The organism is Sphingomonas crocodyli (genome assembly GCF_004005865.1).
GTDB classification, from domain to species: Bacteria; Pseudomonadota; Alphaproteobacteria; order Sphingomonadales; family Sphingomonadaceae; genus Rhizorhabdus; species Rhizorhabdus crocodyli.
Genome location: NZ_SACN01000001.1, coordinates 2,170,879 through 2,188,987, shown reverse-complemented (window position 1 = coordinate 2,188,987; position 18,109 = coordinate 2,170,879). Strand labels below are relative to the sequence as shown.

Sequence of the window (18,109 nt, the reverse complement as noted above, 5' to 3'; positions counted from 1 at the left end):
GGCGAAGGCGAGCGGGGATCAGACGAGCGCCTTGGCTTCGTCGTCCATCTCGCCGACCACCTCGTCGGCTTCGAGGATCATGTCGGTATGCGCCGCACCCGACGGGATCATCGGGAAGCAATTGGCGAGCTTGGCGACGCGGCAGTCGACCATCACCGGTCCGTCATGCGCGAGCATCGCGGCGATCCCGTCGTCGAGTTCGCCCGGCCCCTCGATCCGGATACCCTTCCAGCCATAAGCCTCCGCCAGCTTCACAAAGTCTGGTAAAGCATCGCTGTAAGACTCTGAATAACGGCCAGCATAGGTCAGATCCTGCCATTGGCGGACCATACCCATATATTCGTTGTTCAGGATGAAGATCTTCACCGGCAGACGATATTGGGTCGCGGTGCCAAGCTCCTGAATGTTCATCTGGATCGACGCTTCGCCGGCAATATCGATAACCAGCGCGTTGGGATTGCCCAGCTGCGCGCCGATCGCGGCGGGCAGGCCATAGCCCATCGTGCCCAGACCACCCGAGGTGAGCCACTTGTTCGGCCCTTCGAAATCGAAGTGCTGCGCGGCCCACATCTGATGCTGGCCAACCTCGGTCGTGATGATCGGCTTTTGCTTGTGCGTCGCCTCCCACAGCCGCTTGATCGCGTGCTGGGGCATAATCTCCTTGGTCGAAGCGCCATATTTCAGGCTCTTCTTCGCGCGCCATCCGTCGATCTGAGCGAACCAGGGCTTAAGATCCTGCGCGGCGTGCTGGCGCGCCTTCCACAGCTTGACCATGTCCTCCATCGCGCGGCCGACATCGCCGACGATGCCGACATCCGCGCGCACGATCTTGTTGATCGAGCTGCGATCGATATCGACGTGGATCTTCTTGCTATGCGGTGCGAAGGCATCGAGGCGACCGGTCACGCGATCGTCGAAGCGCGCGCCGAGGCAGACGATCAGGTCCGCCTTGTTCATCGCCAGGTTCGCTTCATAGGTGCCATGCATGCCCAGCATGCCCAGCCACTGCGGCGACGAAGCGGGGAAGGCGCCGAGGCCCATCAAGGTTGAGGTCACAGGCGCGCCGGTCACGCGCGCCAGTTCGCGCAGGATCATGCTCGCCGCCGGGCCCGAGTTGATCACGCCGCCGCCGGTGTAGAGCACCGGGCGCTCGGCCGCCGCGATCATCTCGACCGCGGTTTCGATCAAGGTCGGATCCGCCTTCACCTGCGGACGATAGCCCTTGTGCGGCATCTCCTTGGTGGTCGGCTTGCGATAGCTGGCGGTCGCGACCTGCACGTCCTTGGGCAGATCCACCACCACCGGGCCAGGACGACCCGAGGTGGCGATGTGGAACGCCTCATGGATCACGTCGCTCAGCTGCGCCGGATCCTTCACCAGATAATTATGCTTGGTGCAGTGGCGGGTGATGCCCACCGTGTCGCATTCCTGGAAGGCATCGGTGCCGATCAGGGGGGTACCCACCTGTCCGGTGATCACCACCATCGGGATCGAATCCATCAGCGCGTCGGCAATGCCTGTGACGGCATTGGTCGCGCCGGGGCCGGACGTCACCAGCACCACGCCGGGCTTGCCGGTCGAACGGGCATAGCCCTCCGCCGCATGCGCCGCGCCGCCTTCCTGGCGGACGAGGATGTGGCGAATCCGCTTCTGCTTGAACAGCGCATCGTAAATCGGAAGGACGGCGCCGCCGGGATAGCCGAAGACGACCTCGACGCCGAGATCGGTCAGCGCCTGGATCAGGATATCGGCTCCGGAAAGCTCGGCAGTCATCGTTCGGTCCTCGTTCACGCTCAAAAACATCAGGAGACGCGGCGTTTACCGCATCCGGGAGGCGCGACCTAGGGATAATAAACTAATGTGTCAACACATCATTGCGTAATTTAATTGCGATTTGATCGATCAAATTGTCATCCAGTTGCGCCTCCACACGCTGCCAATCCGGCGGCACTTGGTTCCGGAACCAGTTGAACTGCCGCTTGGCATATTGGCGGGTCGCGGCCTGGGCGCGGTCGAGCATCGTATCGTAGTCGATTTCGCCCGCCTGCCACGCCGCGATTTCAGGCACGCCGATCGCGCGCATCGCGGGAAGGGCGGGGTCGAGCCCGCGCGCCATCAGCCTGTCGACCTCCTCGACTGCGCCCTGCTTCAGCATCACCTCGAACCGCACATCACACCGCGCGCGGAGCCATTCACGGGGCGGCAGGAGGACAGCTGGAGCGAGTGAGATATCATTCGAGATTCCACCCTCAAGCCTCTCTTGCCATTGGCTAATCGATTCTCGGGTTGATCGCATAACCTCGAGCGCGCGGGCGATCCGGGTCGTGTCGCTCGGGCGCAATCGATCGGCCATCACCGGATCTTCGATCGACAAAGCGGCATAGTTTTCGGCGACGGATCGCGCGCGCACCTCCGCGCGGATCGCAGGATCGATCTCGGGGATCGGCGCAATTCCGGACAGCAATGTGCGGATATAAAGGCCAGTGCCGCCGACGAGCACGGGCAGTCGCCCTTCCGCGTGCGCTTCGGCGATCGCTCCGCGGGCATCAGCCGCCCAATCCGCTGCCGAACAGGCTTCAGCCGCGTCACGATAGCCGAACAGGCGGTGCGGCACGCGCGTTTCGTCCTCAGCACTCGGCCGGGCGGACAGCACGCGCAGATCGGCATAGACCTGTGATGCATCGGCATTGATCACCACGCCGTTCGCGATTTCGGCCAGCTTCATCGCCAGAGCGGACTTGCCGCTGGCCGTCGGCCCCGCAATAAGCGCGACCGGTTTACGATCCGGAGAGACGATAGTGTTCATCGCCACGCTGATAGCATCGGAAAAGCTGGGGCAGGGCGATATTTCCGCCGCCGCCGACCGGATCGCCGCCGCAGGCGCAAAGCCGGGCGCGATTGGCTGGATCGAGGATGCTGTCGCCTGCGATATCGGCTTCGATGGCGATGCCGTGGCCGTGCGCGCCGCACTGGAAGGTGCGTTCGCGGGCACCGACGTGGTGGTGCAGGAGGCGGCGCGCCGTCGCCGCAAGATGCTGATCGCCGACATGGATTCGACGATGATCACGATCGAATGCATCGACGAACTCGCCGATTATGCCGGGATCAAGGCGCAGGTCGCCGACGTCACCGAACGCGCGATGCACGGCGAACTCGATTTCGAAGGCGCGCTCGATGCGCGCGTCGCTCTGCTCAAGGGGCTCGACGCCAGCGTGATCGATCGCTGCCATGCCGAGCGGGTCGTGATCATGGGCGGCGCCAAGCCGCTGGTCCGCACGATGCGCGCGAACGGGCATGATTGTTATCTCGTCTCGGGCGGGTTCACCGTCTTCGCCGATCGCGTGGCCGAGGAGATCGGGTTTACGCGGGCGCTATCGAACATATTGGAGATCGAGGGCGGGGTGCTGACCGGCACGGTCGCGCGCCCGATCGTGGGCGCTGCGGCCAAGCGCGAGACGCTGCTGGCCGAAGCGACGGCGCATGGGTTCGATCCGGCCGATTGCCTCGCGGTTGGCGATGGCGCGAACGACATTCCGATGATCGAGGCGGCGGGGCTGGGGATCGCCTATCACGCCAAGCCGAAGACCGCCGCTGCAGCTTCGGCACGCATTGATCACAATGACTTGCGTGCGCTTCTTTACGCGCAGGGTTACAAGCGCAGCGAGTGGATGGCTTAGGCCGTCATATCCGCGATGATGGCGTTGAGCGCGAAGGCGACTGCCGCCTCGCCGCCATCGAAATCGATCCGGATGCCATCGGCGTCGATCGCCGAAACCCGGCCCTTGATCGCGCCGGCATCGGGATGCTGAAGCTCAACGACCATGCCGGTCGCGGGAACGATCGTCGTGTCGATCTGCGCGCCGCTGCCCGAAACCGATCGCAACGCTACGGTCGAGCTTTCATGGCCGACGACGAGGGTGCAGAGCCGGCGCCGGCGCCACGGCGTCGCCATAGCATGAGCAGGGCTGATCTTTTCGTAAAGCATGCGAATCCGTATCCGTGATGTCCGGATCGGTTTACACGCCGACGCCCTGCCAATCGGTTAAGGCGGTGATTACCCTCCGGTAGGGAAACAGCCGCTAACGGCCCCGGCCGCCGCAGCGCATGCCTGGCTTGCGGCCGCGCGGGTCGCGAACGGCCCGGCCTGCAGCCGCGTCATGGCGCCGTTGGGCACGTAGAAGGGCGTCAGGCCCGAAAGCCCGCCCGACTTGCTGATCTTCGACCAGGCGGTCTGCGCCGCGCCGGGGGTCGAGAAGGCGCCCAGCTGGATCTTCCACTTGCCACCGGCACTTGCGGCGACCGCCGGCTTCGGTGCGGCAGGCGCGAGTGTGGGCTTCGCCGGCGTAGCGGCCACCGGCTTGGGCGGCGCCACAGGGGCGGTTACGACGGGCTTCGGTGCGGCGCTGGCCACCTGCGTCGGGGCAGGGGCGGGCGGCGGGGCCGAGGCGGGAACATCGGTGCGGGCGACGGCGGACGGCGTCGGCCCACCCGCCACGCCGCGCGAACTGCGCATCGTCAGCGGGGTGCTGCCCGTTCCCTGATCGACCATCTTGAGCTGATCGGTGCGCTCCATTTCCTTGGCGATCGCAAGGCCGGACTGCTTCTGATTTTCGGGGATCAGCTGATCCATCTGGGTCAAGCTGGTGCTGGCCGCGCCGATGCCCTGCGCCTTGGCGCGCGTCATATAGGCATAAGCGCGCGACCAGTCCTTCGGCAGCGAATCGCCGTTGAAATAGGCGGTGCCGACGACGTACTGCGCGCGCGCTTCACCATGATCGGCGGCCTTCTTGAGCCAGGTCATCGCCTCATCGCGCTTGCCCGACTGGAACAGCTGGAGCCCCAGAGTCGCCTGCGCCTGTTCGTGATCGGCGGCGGCGGCCTTGCGATACCATTCGGTCGCCGCATTCGCATCCTGCGGCACGCCGCGGCCGAGCTTGTAGGCCTGCCCCAGATTGAACTGCGCATCGGGATCACCGGCGGCGGCAGGTGCCTTCCATTCGCCAACCGCCTTGGGATAGTCGCCCGCCAGCCATGCATCGACGCCTTCCTTGACCCCTGCAAATGCCGGCCCCGTCATGGCCCCAGCCATAGCGGTCGTTCCGATCAGCACCGCGACTGCCCAAGCCTTCATCACCACCGCCTCAAAATCTCCCGTCAGGGCCGGGTGATAGCGCCTTTATGACCGGCTCGCGACAAGGAATTCGCTTAAAGAACGTCGTTAACACTTCCTTAGCGGCGGCCGTGCGATGCGGGTGGGGAGGGCGAATTGCGCCCGCAGAATATGGGGTTTGACATGCGCAAGTGGTTGGCGTTCGCGATGGCGGGCTTGAGCGTTGCAGCGACGGGCTGTGCGATGACGGCACAGCATCCGCGCCTCACGGTCTCACAGCCGGCAGGCCCGCGCGCCGCCGCGACGGCCGCCAGCGCCGCGCAGGATGCGCTGCTCGCCCGCAACCCGCTTCTGGCGCTCGGACAGGCCGAAACCGCCGTCGGCCTCGCGCCGCAGGACGCCAACTATCGCGCGCTGCTCGGCCGCGCCTATCTCGCCAATGGCCGCTTCGGTTCGGCCGAGACGGCGTTCGGCGACGCGCAGGCGCTTGATGCCACGATGGGCCGTATCGCCGTGATCAAGGCGCTGGCCGAACTCGCGCAGGGCAAGGCCGATGCCGCGCTTGCGACGCTCGATGGTCTCAAGGCCGATCAGGCCGATGCCGAAGCCGGTCTCGCGCTGATGCTCGCCGGCCGTCGTGAGGCGGGCCTCGACATGATCGAGGCCGCCGCCCGCGCACCGGGCGCCGATGCCCGCGCGCGTCAGAACCTCGCCTTGGGCTATGCTTTGCTCGGCCGCTGGGATGCCGCCTCGGCAACCGCCGCGCGCGATGTGCCGGCCGATCAGATCCCCGATCGCCTGCGCCGCTGGTCGCAGATCGCCGCCGCGCAGGATCCCGCGCAGCAGGTTGCGGCCCTTCTGGGCGTCGCGCCGGTTCAGGATCCGGGCATGCCGACGGCGCTCGCGCTTGTTACGCCGACTGTCACCCCGGCCGAGCCCGCCCCGGTTCTTGCCGAGGCCGCGCCGCAGCCCGAAGCTATTGTCGAACCGGCAGCGCCGGTTGCTATCGCCGAACAGGCTCCCGTCGCTCAGCCCGTCGTTGCGCCTGCGCCGATCATGGCCGTCGCGACGATCGAAAAGGCCCGCACGGCCGCTCCGGCCCGCCTTGCTGCCCCTAAGGCTCGTCCGGTCTTCGCGATGGTCAGCAAGCCCAAGTCGCGCACCGCGACCGTTAGCCGCGGTGGTGACTTCACGGTGCAGCTTGGCGCGTTCAGCTCGGCCCACCGGACCGAGGCCGCCTGGGGCCGTATCGCAGGCAAGGCAGGCTATCTCGCCGCCTATACGCCGTCGGGATCGGACTATCGCGTCGGCAAGGCGACGCTCTATCGCCTCTCGGTGGGCGGCATCGCCACCCGCGCCGAGGCGGCGAAGCTCTGCACCCGTATCAAGGCGGCTGGCGGTTCGTGCTTCGTTCGCGCCACCGCCAATGATCGCCCGCTCGAATGGGCGCAGCGCCGCGAGGATGCGCGCCGCGCCTGATCTGGCTTCCACCGCTAAATTGGAGGGCGATCCGGGCGACCGGGTCGCCCTTTTCATTTGACGATCACGCCGCCCTTGATCGTGGTCAGCACCTTGCCCTGAACCGGCAGGCCATCGAACGGCGTATTGCCCGCGGCACCGGCCATGCGATCGGAATCGATCTTCCAGAAGGCATCGGGATCGAACAGGACCAGATCGGCCTCCGCGCCCGGTTCGATCGTGCCGCCGGGCAGGCCCAGCAGCTTCGCAGGCGCCGTCGAGAGCAAGGCGACCAGATCGGGCAGAGCGAGCACGCCGTCGCGCACCAGCGCCAGCGAGAGCGTCAGCAAAGTCTCCGCGCCCGACATACCGGCTTCGGCGTCGGCATAGGGCAGGCGCTTGGCCTCGGGGCCGAGCGGATCGTGGCTCGAACAGATGACGTCGACCGTGCCGTCGCGGATCGCCGCGACCGCCGCCGCCACATCGTCATTGTCGCGCAGCGGCGGGGAGAGGCGGGCGAAGGTGCGGAAGCCGCCGATCGCGATGTCGGACAGCAGGAAATATGCGGGCGAGATACCGCAGGTGACGCGCACGCCACGCGCCTTGGCCGCCCGCACCAGATCGAAGGCGGCGGCCGTCGACAGCTGACGGAAGTGGATCGCGGCGCCGGTGCGTTCGGCCAGCGCGATATCGCGCGCAACGGCCATCGCTTCGGCGATCGCGGGCGCAGCGGGCAGGCCGAAGCGGGTCGCCATCTCGCCTTCGGTCGCGACGGCGCCGGAGGTCAGCCCGCCATCCTCGGCATGCGCGATGACCACCAGATCGAGCGCGGCGGCATAAGCCAGCAGGCGATACATCACGCCCGAATCGGCAATCCAGTGCCGCCCGGTTGCCACCGAGCAGGCGCCCGCCGCCTTCATCAGCCCGATTTCTGCCAGATCGTTACCCGATAGCCCCTTGGTCGCTGCGGCGATCGGGTGAACCCATAGATCAGGCTTGCCCGCCGCGGCCGCGCGCTGGACGAGCGCGGCATGATCGAGCGCGGGCGACTGATCGGGCATCAGGGCGACGCGGGTGACGCCGCCGGCCGCGAAGGCCGCCATATCGATCGCGAAGCAGCCAAGGTCGACCAAGCCCGGCGCAAGATAGGCGCCCTTGGCGTCGAGCGTTTCGGCATCGGCGGGCGCATCGAAGCTGCCGACCGCCGCAATCTTCCGATCGATTATCAAAATATCGCCGGAAACATCTGATTTAGCGATCGGATCGATGATGCGCGCGTTGCGGATGGCGAGCGGCTTGATCATGCCCAGCCCTCCACACCGCGACGTCGTCGGGTCAGCACGTCCAGGCACGCCATGCGCACCGCGACGCCCATTTCGACCTGTTCGGTGATCGCCGATCGTGTCGGATGATCGGCCACGCTGCTCACGATCTCGACCCCGCGGTTCATCGGCCCCGGATGCATCACCAGCGCGTCCGGCGCGGCGCGTTCCAATCGCTCGGGCGTCAGGCCGTACAGCGCGTGGAATTCGCGCGGGGAGGGGAGGTAGGCGCCCTCCATTCGTTCGTTCTGGAGGCGGAGCATCATCACCACGTCGGCCCCGTCGAGGCCTGCATCGAAATCGTGGAAAGGCTTGGCGCCCATCCGCTCGATCGCAGTCGGCATCAGGGTCGGCGGCGCGACCACACGCACCTCGGCGCCCAAAGCGGTCAGCGCGAGAATGTTCGACCGCGCGACCCGGCTGTGGAGGATGTCGCCGCAGATCGCAACCGTAAGCCCGGCAATATAGCCCTTGCGGCGGCGGATCGTCAGCGCGTCGAGCAAAGCCTGCGTCGGATGCTCATGCCGTCCGTCGCCCGCATTGAGCACCGGGCAATCGACCTTGTCGGCCAGCAACTGCACCGCGCCCGAAGACTGGTGCCGCACCACGATCATGTCCGCGCGCATCGCGTTGAGCGTGACGGCGGTGTCGATCAGAGTCTCGCCCTTCTTCACGCTCGACTGGCTGACCTGCATGTTGACGACGTCGGCGCCCAGGCGCTTGCCCGCAATTTCGAACGACAGCAGCGTGCGCGTCGAATTTTCGAAGAAGGCGTTGATCAGCGTCAGGCCGGCAAGCCGGCTGTCATGCTTGGTGGTGGTTCGGTTGAGGGCGATCCACTGTTCGGCTTCGTCGAGCAGGAACGCGATCTCATGCGGCATAAGCCCGTAAATTCCCGTCAGATGCTGATGCGGGAAGGGGCAGGGGAGGTTCGCAGACATTAAAGCCGCGCCATAGGGCCACCCGCGCCAAAGCTCAAGCCGTGCGGGCTTGAAACCTTTCGCCGATGCGCGTCATCTGCCGCCAAAATATATGGGAGAGTGCGATGCGACTGGATGGGAAGGCGATCGTCGTCACAGGCGCGGGGCGCGGGATCGGCGCGGCTTATGCGACGGCGCTGGGCGCGGCGGGTGCGCGGGTGGTCGTCAACGATATCGATGCCGAAGCGGCGGAGGCGATCGCCGATCAGATCCGATCGGATGGCGGGGACGCGATCGCCGAGCCGAGCGACATCGCCCGCCCGGAAAAGGCGGCCGCGCTGATCGAACGGTGCGTCGCCGCGTTTGGCGCGATCGACGGGCTGGTGAACAATGCGGCGATCATGATCCCGGCGCGTCTCGAACAGGACAGGCTCGAAAGCCTGCGGGCGATGATCGACGTCAACATCATCGGCACCTTCAACTGCGCGCGAGCCGCGATCGAACCGATGCTGGCGGCGGGGAAGGGGGCGATCGTCAACGTCACCTCAGGCGCGCAGACCGGGCAGACGGCTTTGGGCGGATATGGCGCGACCAAGGGCGCCGTCGCATCCTTCACCTATGCCTGGGCCGGGGAGCTTGCGGGAAGCGGCGTCCGCGTCAACGCGATCTCGCCGATGGCCGCGAGCGCGATGTCGGGCGTGATGGGCAGCTATCTGCGCGAACAGGGTGTGGTCCGTACTGCTGGCCCCGCGATGCCCGCGCCCGAAACCAACGCGCCACTGATGGTCTACCTCCTGTCCGATCGCGCAGCGGGCATCACTGGCCAGATCGTGCGTATCGATGGCACTCGCCTGAGCTTGATGACGCACCCCGCGATCCGCGCGCCGATCATCGAGCGCGAGACGTGGACGCCCGACGCGATCGCCGACGCCTTCGATGCAACGCTGGCGGCGAACCAGTTGCCGACCGACGTGCATCTCTATGAGATCGAAATGGTTCGCTAAGGTGCGACTGAAAGGTGCGCTGCCGCCTTATCGAAGGCTGGCGATCATTTGGCTTAGACCGCCCAGATATCCCGGACAAACGCCATCGCGAATGCGAAGGTGAAGGCATAGCCAAATCGATCCAGGCTGCCCAAATCCTGGCCTCGCCTGTATCTGATTTTGCCGATCAGCATCATCAGGCCGCCGATCACGACCGGCGTGACGAATAGGTTTAATGTCCGCAAGCGGGGATCGCTGATCAGCGACGCCGGCATCAGCCAAAGGCTGATCCCTCCGGCAATCGCACCCCAAATGGTAAATCCGATGATCGAGAGGATCGGGTTTCTTCGTCCGACCACCGAATCCTTGAGGCTGCGAAGGCCCAGTTCGGCCAGGATCTCGAAGAAGAATTGAAGCAGTATTTCCCCTAGAAACTGGAAAAGCACTTCAAAGATCAGTTCCATTATTTTCACACCCCCAATGCGAAAAAATGGCGGAAGAGGTGGGATTCGAACCCACGGTGAGCTTGCACCCACGGCGGTTTTCAAGACCGCTGCCTTAAACCGCTCGGCCACTCTTCCGGAATGCGCGGTTGGCTGCCGATAGTCCCGGTGCGCCCGTTCGTGCAAGTCGCGCGACAGCGAAGGGTTCATCATCGCGCGATGCTGTGGCAGGAGGAGGTCGTGAAGAAGGGAATAAGATGGGTTTGAAGAAGGCGTCGATCGCCGCGATGATCTGCTGGCTGGTTGCAAGTCCGGGCGACGCTCAGCCTGTTTCCGATCAACCCGATCCTTCGACCGTGATCGCCGGCGATGCATCCACCGATGATGCCGCCCAGGTCGTCGATGCGCCCGCGCCCGTCGTGCCCGCGCAGGATATCGCCCTGCAAAATTTCATCCGCACCTTGCGGTCCAAGGCGATCGAGCGGGGCGTATCGGGCAATGTGTTCGATGCGGTCGTGCCGACGCTGACCTACAATGATCGCGTGATCCGCCTCGATCGCGGCCAGCCCGGTTCGTCGTCGAGCAGTTCGGCATCGCCCGATTTCGCGCCTTATCTGGCGAGCCATGTCGATGCGACGCGGATCAATATGGGCCGGTCGCGCTACGGGCGGCTGCGCCCGCTGCTGGCGAGCATCGAGACGAAGACGGGCGTGCCAGAGCAGATCATGCTCGCGATCTACGGCCACGAAACCGGTTACGGCACCTTCACCGGCAATTTCGATCTGCTCCGTTCGCTCGCGACATTGGCGTTTGAAGGACGGCGGCGCGATCTGTTCGCGGCCGAATATATCGACACGCTGCTGCTGCTCCAGCGCGGCATCCCGCGCGAGACGCTGAAGGGCAGCTGGGCCGGGGCGACCGGCTATCCGCAATTCCTGCCGTCGGTCTATCTGCGGCTCGGCATCGATGGCGACAATGACGGGCGTGTCGACATCTGGCGCAGCGAGCCCGACGCGCTCGCCTCGATCGGCAATTATCTGAGCGATGCGGGGTGGAAGCCCGGCGCGCCCTGGGGCGTCGCGGTGCGCGTGCCCGACGGTTTCGATCGCGGTGCCGTCTCGCCGCTGATGAGTTCGCCGCGCTGCCCGCGCGTCCATGCCCGCCACAGCCGCTGGCTGACCGTCACCGAATGGCGGCAGAAGGGGCTGATGATGCTCGGCAGCCGCATTCCCGCGGACGATGAGCTGACGATGCTGATCGAGCCGGACGGGCCGGGGCGCACCGCCTATCTGCTGACGAGCAATTATCGCTCGATCCTCGATTATAACTGTTCGAATTATTATGCGCTGTCGGTGGGGCTGCTGGGCGATGCGGTTGGCAACTAAGCGGGCTTTATCGCTCGCGCTGCTGATGTTCCTCGCGGCCTGCGCCTCGAAAGAACGGCCGCGCGGCAGCTATCCGTCGCGTCCCTCGGCCGGGCGGCCATCGTCTGGACCAGTGTCCGATACGCCGGTGAAGATCGGCAAGCCCTATCAGGTCGCCGGCATCTATTATTACCCGGCCGATGACGCCAATTATGACGAGGTCGGCTATGCCAGCTGGTATGGCGCGCAATTCCACGGCGCGCCGACCGCCAATGGCGAGCCGTTCGACATGGATCGCGTCGGCGCCGCGCATAAGACGCTGCCGCTGCCGAGCTATGTCGAGGTGACCGCGCTCGATACCGGGCGAACGATCCTGGTCCGCATCAACGATCGCGGGCCGTTCGTTTCCAACCGGATCATCGATCTATCGCGCCGTTCCGCCCAGCTGTTGGGGATCGAGCGGGCAGGCGTCTCGCGCGTCCGCGTCCGCCGGGTCTATCCGTCGGACAGCGACAAGCTGGCGCTGCGTTCGGGCCGCCCTGCCTCAGATCGCCCCTATGCGAGCCGATCCGAACTGGCGGCGCTTTCCGCCCGTTTCGTAGAGCGGCGCCCCGATCGTCCGGCCCCGCCGCGTGTTGCCGCGGCGATCCCGGCGCCCGATGTCCCGGTCGGCGGCCTCTTCGTCCAGGTCGCGGCCTTTGGCGATCGCACACGCGCCGAGGATGTCGCCGAAGGGCTGGGCGGGCGGGTCGAGGCGACGGGCCTGCTGTGGCGGGTGCGGATGGGGCCTTACAAATCTGTGGATGAAGCGAACGGCGCGTTGGCGCTGGTGCAAGCACGGGGCTATCAGGACGCGAGGCTGGTGAATATTCCGGCCACACAGAGTTCCTCGGAGGGAAGAACGACGCCATGAAGCGCACCAAGACCGCCCTGCTTTCCATGACCCTGATCGGCCTCGCGCTGCCGGCCGAAGCCGCCGCGCCGCCGTTCGACACGCCGGCGCCGGTCGCCTTCATGAAGGATTTGTCGTCGGGCGCGGTCCTCTACGCGAAGGATGCCGACCGCCGCATGCCCCCGGCGTCGATGGCGAAGATGATGACGGTCTATGTCGCCTTCGATCTGGTGAAGAAGGGCGAACTCAGCCTCGACAAGATGATCACCGTCCAGCCCGAAACGTGGCGCAAGTGGCACGGCCCGTCCGCTGGATCTACTATGTTCCTGTCGGCGGGCGAGCAGGTGAGTGTCGCCAACCTGCTATTCGGCATCGTCACCCTGTCCGGCAATGATGCCTGCGTCGTTCTGGCCGAAGGGATTTCGGGCACCGAGCCTGCCTTCGTCGCGCTGATGAACCGCCGCGCCAAGGAAATGGGGCTGACGAACAGCCATTTCGGCACCTCGAACGGATGGCCCGACGGCGGCGTGACCTATGTCAGCGCGCGCGACCTCGCGACGCTGGCCGAACGGACGATCGAGGAGCATCCCAAGCTCTACAAGACCTTCTACAGCCGCCCGAACTTCACCTGGGGCAAGACGCTGGGGTCGGGGGCCGCGATCACGCAGGCGAACCGCGATCCGCTGCTCGGCCGCGTGGCGGGCGCCGACGGCCTCAAGACCGGCCATACCGAGGAGGCTGGTTATGGCTTCACCGGTTCGGCGGAGCAGAATGGCCGCCGTCTCGTCATGGTTCTGTCGGGCCTGACCGGCTTCAACCAGCGGATCGATCAGTCGGTCAGCTTCATGAACTGGGGCTTCGGCGCGTGGCAATCGAAGGTGATCGCCGCCAAGGGCCGCAAGGTCCAGGTCGCCGAGGTACAGGGCGGTGACGCCCGCGAAGTCGCCCTGATCGCGCCGAAGAATCTTGCGGTCACGATCCCGGCCGGCCTCGGTTCGGACCTCAAGACCAAGGTAGTGTACAAGGGACCGATCAAGGCGCCGTTCAAGGCGGGCGCGCATATCGCCGATCTGGTCGTTACCGGCCCCGATCTGCCGCCGCAGACCCTGCCGCTCGTCGCCGCCAGCGACGTGGGCGAGGCAGGCTTCTTCGGGCGCATGGGCAACAACCTCAAGGGGTTGGTGGGGCTTTGATCCAAATGCCTCGTCATTGCGAGGAGCCGAAGGCGACGCGGCAATCCACTCCGCAGTTCGGAATGGATTGCTTCGCTACTTTTGCAATGACGAGGAAACGGTGAGCCTGATCGGCCACCGCGAGGAAATCAGCGCCTTCCGTGAGGCGCTCGATTCCGGCCGTATCCATCATGGCTGGCTGCTCGCGGGGCCGCAGGGCGTGGGCAAGGCGCGCTTCGCCCTTGCGGCCGCCACGCGCATGCTGGCCGAGGCGGCCGGGCCTCCGGTGTCGTTGCCGGGGCTGGACGTGCCCACGACGCATCCGATCGCCAATTATGTCACGCAGGGATCGCACCCCGACCTGAAGATCCTCGCGCGTCTCCCCAAGGACAAGAGCGAGGAACTGGCGCGGTCGATCAGCATCGATCAGGTGCGTTCGCTACAGTCGATGTTCGCGACGACGCCCAGCTTCTCGCAACGCCGCGTCGTCATCATCGACGCGATCGACGATCTCGAGCGCCCAGCGGCCAACGCATTGCTCAAGAATCTGGAAGAACCGCCGGCGGGCACGATCTTCCTGCTCGTCAGCCACGCGCCGGGCCGGCTTCTCCCGACGATCCGCTCGCGCTGCCGCCTCCTGCGCTTCGGGCGCTTGTCGGATAGCGAAATGGCGCGCGCGATAGCGGAGGCTGATCCCGAACTGCCGACGGCCGAAGTGGACGCGCTGGTTGCGGTGGGGGAGGGATCGCCCGGCCGGGCGCTGGGCTTTGCCGGCCTCGATATCGCCGCGCTCGATGCCACGATGGATGCGCTCGCGTCCAAAGGCGATCCGACCAACGCACTGCGCTCCGATCTCGCTCGCAAACTCGGCCTCAAGGCCGCGCAGCCGCGCTACGAAGCCTTTCTGGAGCGCGTTCCCGCCCGCATCGCCGCCGAGGCGAAACGCCGCCACGGGCAGGCCGGTACCGACGCGATTGCGCTGTGGGAACAAGCGCGCGCGATCGGGGACAGCGCGGTTCGCCTCTCGCTCGATCCGCAGACGACGGTGTTCGAACTCGGCACCTTGCTGACCCGGCTCGCGGCCTGACGGTTGCACCTGTCACGAGGCGCTCCTAAAGCCTCGGCCATGTCCGAACCTTTCTACGTCACCACCGCGATCAGCTACCCCAATGGTCGCCCGCATATCGGCCACGCTTATGAGGCGATCGCCGCCGATGCGATCGCGCGTTTCCAGCGGCTGATGGGCCGCGATGTCCGCTTCCAGACGGGCACCGACGAGCATGGCCTGAAGATGGCGCAGGCGGCGCGCGCGCGCGATCTCACGCCGCGCCAGCTAGCCGACGAGATGTCAGGCTATTTCAAGGAAATGGCGAACAAGCTGGACATCAGCTGTGATCGCTTCATCCGCACCAGCGACGAGGATCATTACGCGGCTAGCCAGTCGATCTGGAAGGCGATGGAGGCCAATGGTGACCTCTATCTCGATCGCTACGAGGGCTGGTATTCGGTCCGCGACGAAGCCTTTTACGACGAAAAGGAGCTGATCGACGGGGAAGGGGGCGTCAAGCTCTCACCGCAGGGCACGCCCGTCGAATGGACCGTCGAGGAAAGCTGGTTCTTCCGCTTGTCGAAATATCAGGAGCCGCTGCTGGCGCTCTATCGCGACCAGCCCGATTTCATTCGTCCCGAAAGCCGCCGCAACGAGATCGTCAGCTTCGTGTCCGGCGGGCTCAACGATCTGTCGGTATCGCGCACCAGCTTTGATTGGGGTGTGCCGGTGCCCGGATCGCCCGGCCACGTTATGTATGTGTGGGTCGACGCGCTGACCAACTATATCACCGGTCTAGGCTATCCGAACGGCGGCGATCTGTGGGACAAGTTCTGGCCGGCGAACGTCCATATCATCGGCAAGGACATCGTCCGCTTCCACACGGTCTATTGGCCGGCCTTCCTGATGTCGGCGAAGATCGCACTGCCGAAGCAGGTTTTCGGCCACGGCTTCCTGCTCAACCGGGGCGAGAAGATGTCGAAGTCGGTCGGCAATGTCGTCGATCCGATCGCGATGGCCGACAGCTATGGCGTCGATCAGCTCCGCTATTTCCTACTGCGCGAGGTCAGCTTCGGACAGGATGGAAGCTATAGCCATGAAGCGATTGTAAATCGGTCGAATTCCGAACTCGCCAACAGCTTCGGCAATCTTGCGCAGCGAACGCTGTCGATGATCTTCAAGAATCTGAATGGTGAGCTTCCGGCGGTCGATCGCAACGAGGATGACGCGGCGCTGGTCCGTGCGGTGGCCGGCGCCTGCCTCGACGAACTGCCGCGCGCGTTCGAACAATTCGCGTTCTCGACGGGCATCGAAGCCTGGATGAAGGCGGTGTTCGCCTGCAACCAGTATGTCGACGCGCAGGCGCCGTGGACGCTGCGCAAGACCGATCCGGAGCGGATGAAGACCGTCCTGGGTGTGCTGTTCCAGGCGATCCGCGATCTCGCCATCGCGATCAGCCCGATCATTCCGACCTCGGCGGGCAAGCTGCTCGACCAGATGGGGATCGCCGCCGATGCGCGCGATTTCGCCGCGCTCGAGCGGCAGGGCTGGTATGACGAACTGCGCGCGTCGGGCTTCACGCTGGCGCAGCCGAGCGGCCTGTTCCCGCGCCTCGAACTCGAAGCCGCCGACTGATGTTCGTCGATAGCCATTGCCACCTCAACTATGCCGGCCTTGCCGAACGACAGGACGAGGTGCTGGCGAAGGCGCGGGCGGCGGGTGTTTCGACGATGCTCAACATCTCGACCCGCGCGGCGGAGTGGGATGCGGTGCTCGCGGTGGCCGAGCGCGAGCCGGATGTCTGGGCGAGCATCGGCATCCACCCGCACGACGCGGACACGCATGAGGATATCGAGACCGCGCTTCTGGTCGAAAAGGCGGCGCATCCGCGCATCGTCGGAATCGGCGAGACCGGGCTCGATTTCTTCTACGACAAGTCCGATCGCGATCGGCAGCGGGCGAGTTTCCGCCGTCACATCGCCGCCGCGCGCGAAACTGGCCTGCCGCTGATCGTCCACACCCGCGAGGCGGAGGACGACACCAGCGATATCCTGCGCGACGAAATGGGGAAGGGGGCCTTCACCGGCGTCATCCACTGCTTCACCGCCAGCGCAGCGCTCGCGAAGGACATGATCGATCTCGGTTTCTACATTTCGCTGTCGGGGATCGTGACGTTCAAGAATGCGGCCGACCTGCGCGCAACGGCGCATCTAATCCCGCGTGATCGGCTGCTGATCGAAACGGATTCGCCTTTCCTCGCGCCCGTTCCGCATCGGGGCAAGCCGTGCGAGCCGGCCTTCGTCACCGATACGGCGCGCGCGCTCTCGGTCGAGTTGAGCTGGCCGATCGAGGATCTGGCGGCGCAGACCAGCGCCAATTTCTTCCGCCTTTTCCATAAGGCGGCCGCATGAAGCTGCGCATCCTCGGCTGCGGCACTTCGTCCGGCGTGCCGAGGATCGGGAATGACTGGGGTGCTTGCGACCCTAACGATCGGCGTAACCGCCGTTCGCGCGCCTCGATCGCGGTCGAAACCGACGCCGTCCGGATCCTGGTCGATACCTCGCCCGACATGCGCCAACAGCTTCTGGATGCCGATATCGGCAGCATCGACGCGGTGCTGTGGACCCACGATCACGCCGATCATTGCCACGGCATCGACGATATCCGGCAGCTGTTCCATGTTCGCGGCACGCCGGTTCCGGGCTACGGCTTCGCGCAGACGATGGCGCAGCTGCGCGAACGCTTCGCTTATGCCTTTTTCGGGCGGGACGGCTATCCGCCGACGATCGAGGGCCATGATCTGCCCGACGATCTGACGCTGGGCGACGTCCGCATCCGCCACGTCGCACAGCCCCACGGCGATATCTTCAGCGCGGGATATCGCTTCGATCGAGGCGGAAAATCCATCGGATATTCGACGGATTTTCATGCTGTTACGCATGAAATGTTGGAATTGTTCGCAGGTGTCGGCATCTGGGTGATCGACGCGCTGCGTGCCCGGCCGCACCCCACCCACGCGCATCTGCAATTGTCGCTGGATGCGATTGCGCAGGCGAAACCGGGCAGGGCGATCCTGACGCACATGGATCAGTCGATGGACTTCGCGACCCTCGCGCCGACGCTGCCGTCGGGGGTCGAGCCGGGCTATGACGGACAGGAGATCGCCTTATGAGCGGAGATCAGATCGCCAGCACGGTCTTCGTATCACTCGTGCTGCTGCTCGTCCTCAACAGCCTGATCGCACGCCGTGTGCCAGGCGGCAGCTATATGAAAATGGCTGGTTTGTGGGTGTTGATCGTCGCGGTCGTCACGGCCGCGATCTGGCTGATTTACGGGCGCTAGAGCGATTTCGAGACAGACAGAATGTCTGCCGGCTCGGAAATCGCGTCGTCAGGAA

General features: G+C 65.4%; 18 protein-coding genes and 1 tRNA gene. 11 read left to right on the top strand and 8 right to left on the bottom strand.

The genetic code is table 11. From position 1 onward, the window contains the following. Nucleotides 1-18: 18 nt before the first annotated feature. Together EOD43_RS10550 and miaA are read right to left on the bottom strand one after the other, a co-directional pair. Nucleotides 19-1,773 (bottom strand): acetolactate synthase 3 large subunit, encoded by a 1,755-nt coding sequence (locus EOD43_RS10550; RefSeq protein WP_127743570.1) that lies wholly within the window; start codon nt 1,771-1,773, stop codon nt 19-21. A gap of 82 nt (nt 1,774-1,855) precedes the next feature. Continuing rightward, nucleotides 1,856-2,806 carry a tRNA (adenosine(37)-N6)-dimethylallyltransferase MiaA gene (gene miaA, locus EOD43_RS10545; protein ID WP_127744708.1) on the bottom strand — a complete coding sequence of 317 codons (951 nt, stop codon included), beginning with the start codon at nt 2,804-2,806 and terminating at the stop codon, nt 1,856-1,858. Between miaA and serB the strand changes: the two genes are divergently transcribed. Then, a complete protein-coding gene (serB, locus tag EOD43_RS10540; protein WP_127743568.1) occupies nt 2,799-3,677 on the top strand; it encodes a phosphoserine phosphatase SerB in 879 nt (292 codons plus the stop codon). The two genes, miaA and serB, sit on opposite strands and share 8 nt — an antisense overlap. Here serB and EOD43_RS10535 read toward each other — a convergent pair. Next, nucleotides 3,674-3,985: a peptidylprolyl isomerase gene (locus EOD43_RS10535; RefSeq protein ID WP_240653146.1), complete on the bottom strand. Its 312-nt coding sequence runs from the start codon at nt 3,983-3,985 to the stop codon at nt 3,674-3,676. The two genes, serB and EOD43_RS10535, sit on opposite strands and share 4 nt — an antisense overlap. Before the next feature lie 69 nt (nt 3,986-4,054). Then, nucleotides 4,055-5,131, bottom strand: coding sequence for an SPOR domain-containing protein (locus EOD43_RS10530; RefSeq protein WP_240653145.1), 1,077 nt, complete (start codon nt 5,129-5,131; stop codon nt 4,055-4,057). 162 nt (nt 5,132-5,293) lie between these two features. On the opposite strand from EOD43_RS10530, the gene EOD43_RS10525 reads away from it, so the two are divergent. Continuing rightward, nucleotides 5,294-6,589, top strand: a complete 1,296-nt coding sequence (locus tag EOD43_RS10525) for an SPOR domain-containing protein (RefSeq protein WP_127743566.1) — start codon at nt 5,294-5,296, stop codon at nt 6,587-6,589. A 53-nt stretch (nt 6,590-6,642) separates the two neighbouring features. Here EOD43_RS10525 and EOD43_RS10520 read toward each other — a convergent pair whose 3' ends face one another. Then, nucleotides 6,643-7,872, bottom strand: a complete 1,230-nt coding sequence (locus EOD43_RS10520; protein WP_127743564.1) for a dihydroorotase — start codon at nt 7,870-7,872, stop codon at nt 6,643-6,645. Further along, the gene (locus EOD43_RS10515) at nt 7,869-8,831 is read right to left on the bottom strand and encodes an aspartate carbamoyltransferase catalytic subunit (protein ID WP_127743562.1); all 963 of its coding nucleotides are present in this window, start codon (nt 8,829-8,831) and stop codon (nt 7,869-7,871) included. Before EOD43_RS10515 ends, EOD43_RS10520 begins: the two co-directional genes overlap by 4 nt. A gap of 104 nt (nt 8,832-8,935) precedes the next feature. Here EOD43_RS10515 and EOD43_RS10510 point away from each other — a divergent pair, with 104 nt between their 5' ends. Next, on the top strand, nt 8,936-9,814 hold the full coding sequence (locus EOD43_RS10510; RefSeq protein ID WP_127743560.1) for an SDR family NAD(P)-dependent oxidoreductase: 879 nt from the start codon (nt 8,936-8,938) through the stop codon (nt 9,812-9,814). Nucleotides 9,815-9,867: 53 nt separating this feature from the next. Here EOD43_RS10510 and EOD43_RS10505 read toward each other — a convergent pair whose 3' ends face one another. Both EOD43_RS10505 and EOD43_RS10500 read right to left on the bottom strand, forming a co-directional pair. After that, nucleotides 9,868-10,257: a hypothetical protein gene (locus tag EOD43_RS10505; RefSeq protein ID WP_127743558.1), complete on the bottom strand. Its 390-nt coding sequence runs from the start codon at nt 10,255-10,257 to the stop codon at nt 9,868-9,870. Nucleotides 10,258-10,284: 27 nt separating this feature from the next. Then, nucleotides 10,285-10,374 (bottom strand) — tRNA-Ser (locus tag EOD43_RS10500). 119 nt (nt 10,375-10,493) lie between these two features. Here EOD43_RS10500 and EOD43_RS10495 point away from each other — a divergent pair. From EOD43_RS10495 to EOD43_RS23635, 8 genes are all read left to right on the top strand, one after another. Further along, nucleotides 10,494-11,621, top strand: coding sequence for a lytic murein transglycosylase (locus EOD43_RS10495; protein ID WP_240653144.1), 1,128 nt, complete (start codon nt 10,494-10,496; stop codon nt 11,619-11,621). After that, on the top strand, nt 11,605-12,513 hold the full coding sequence (locus EOD43_RS10490; protein WP_127743556.1) for a septal ring lytic transglycosylase RlpA family protein: 909 nt from the start codon (nt 11,605-11,607) through the stop codon (nt 12,511-12,513). The genes EOD43_RS10495 and EOD43_RS10490 overlap by 17 nt, the downstream gene beginning before the upstream one ends. Beyond that, nucleotides 12,510-13,685: a D-alanyl-D-alanine carboxypeptidase family protein gene (locus EOD43_RS10485; protein WP_127743554.1), complete on the top strand. Its 1,176-nt coding sequence runs from the start codon at nt 12,510-12,512 to the stop codon at nt 13,683-13,685. The genes EOD43_RS10490 and EOD43_RS10485 overlap by 4 nt, the downstream gene beginning before the upstream one ends. Before the next feature lie 100 nt (nt 13,686-13,785). Next, the gene (locus EOD43_RS10480; protein WP_127743552.1) at nt 13,786-14,751 is read left to right on the top strand and encodes an AAA family ATPase; all 966 of its coding nucleotides are present in this window, start codon (nt 13,786-13,788) and stop codon (nt 14,749-14,751) included. Nucleotides 14,752-14,790: 39 nt separating this feature from the next. Further along, nucleotides 14,791-16,347 (top strand): methionine--tRNA ligase, encoded by a 1,557-nt coding sequence (gene metG, locus EOD43_RS10475; protein ID WP_127743550.1) that lies wholly within the window; start codon nt 14,791-14,793, stop codon nt 16,345-16,347. Further along, a complete protein-coding gene (locus EOD43_RS10470) occupies nt 16,347-17,123 on the top strand; it encodes a TatD family hydrolase (RefSeq protein ID WP_127743548.1) in 777 nt (258 codons plus the stop codon). Before metG ends, EOD43_RS10470 begins: the two co-directional genes overlap by 1 nt. Next, nucleotides 17,120-17,884: an MBL fold metallo-hydrolase gene (locus EOD43_RS10465; protein ID WP_127743546.1), complete on the top strand. Its 765-nt coding sequence runs from the start codon at nt 17,120-17,122 to the stop codon at nt 17,882-17,884. The genes EOD43_RS10470 and EOD43_RS10465 overlap by 4 nt, the downstream gene beginning before the upstream one ends. Beyond that, nucleotides 17,881-18,054: a hypothetical protein gene (locus EOD43_RS23635; protein ID WP_164857187.1), complete on the top strand. Its 174-nt coding sequence runs from the start codon at nt 17,881-17,883 to the stop codon at nt 18,052-18,054. The genes EOD43_RS10465 and EOD43_RS23635 overlap by 4 nt, the downstream gene beginning before the upstream one ends. Nucleotides 18,055-18,109 lie beyond the last annotated feature (55 nt).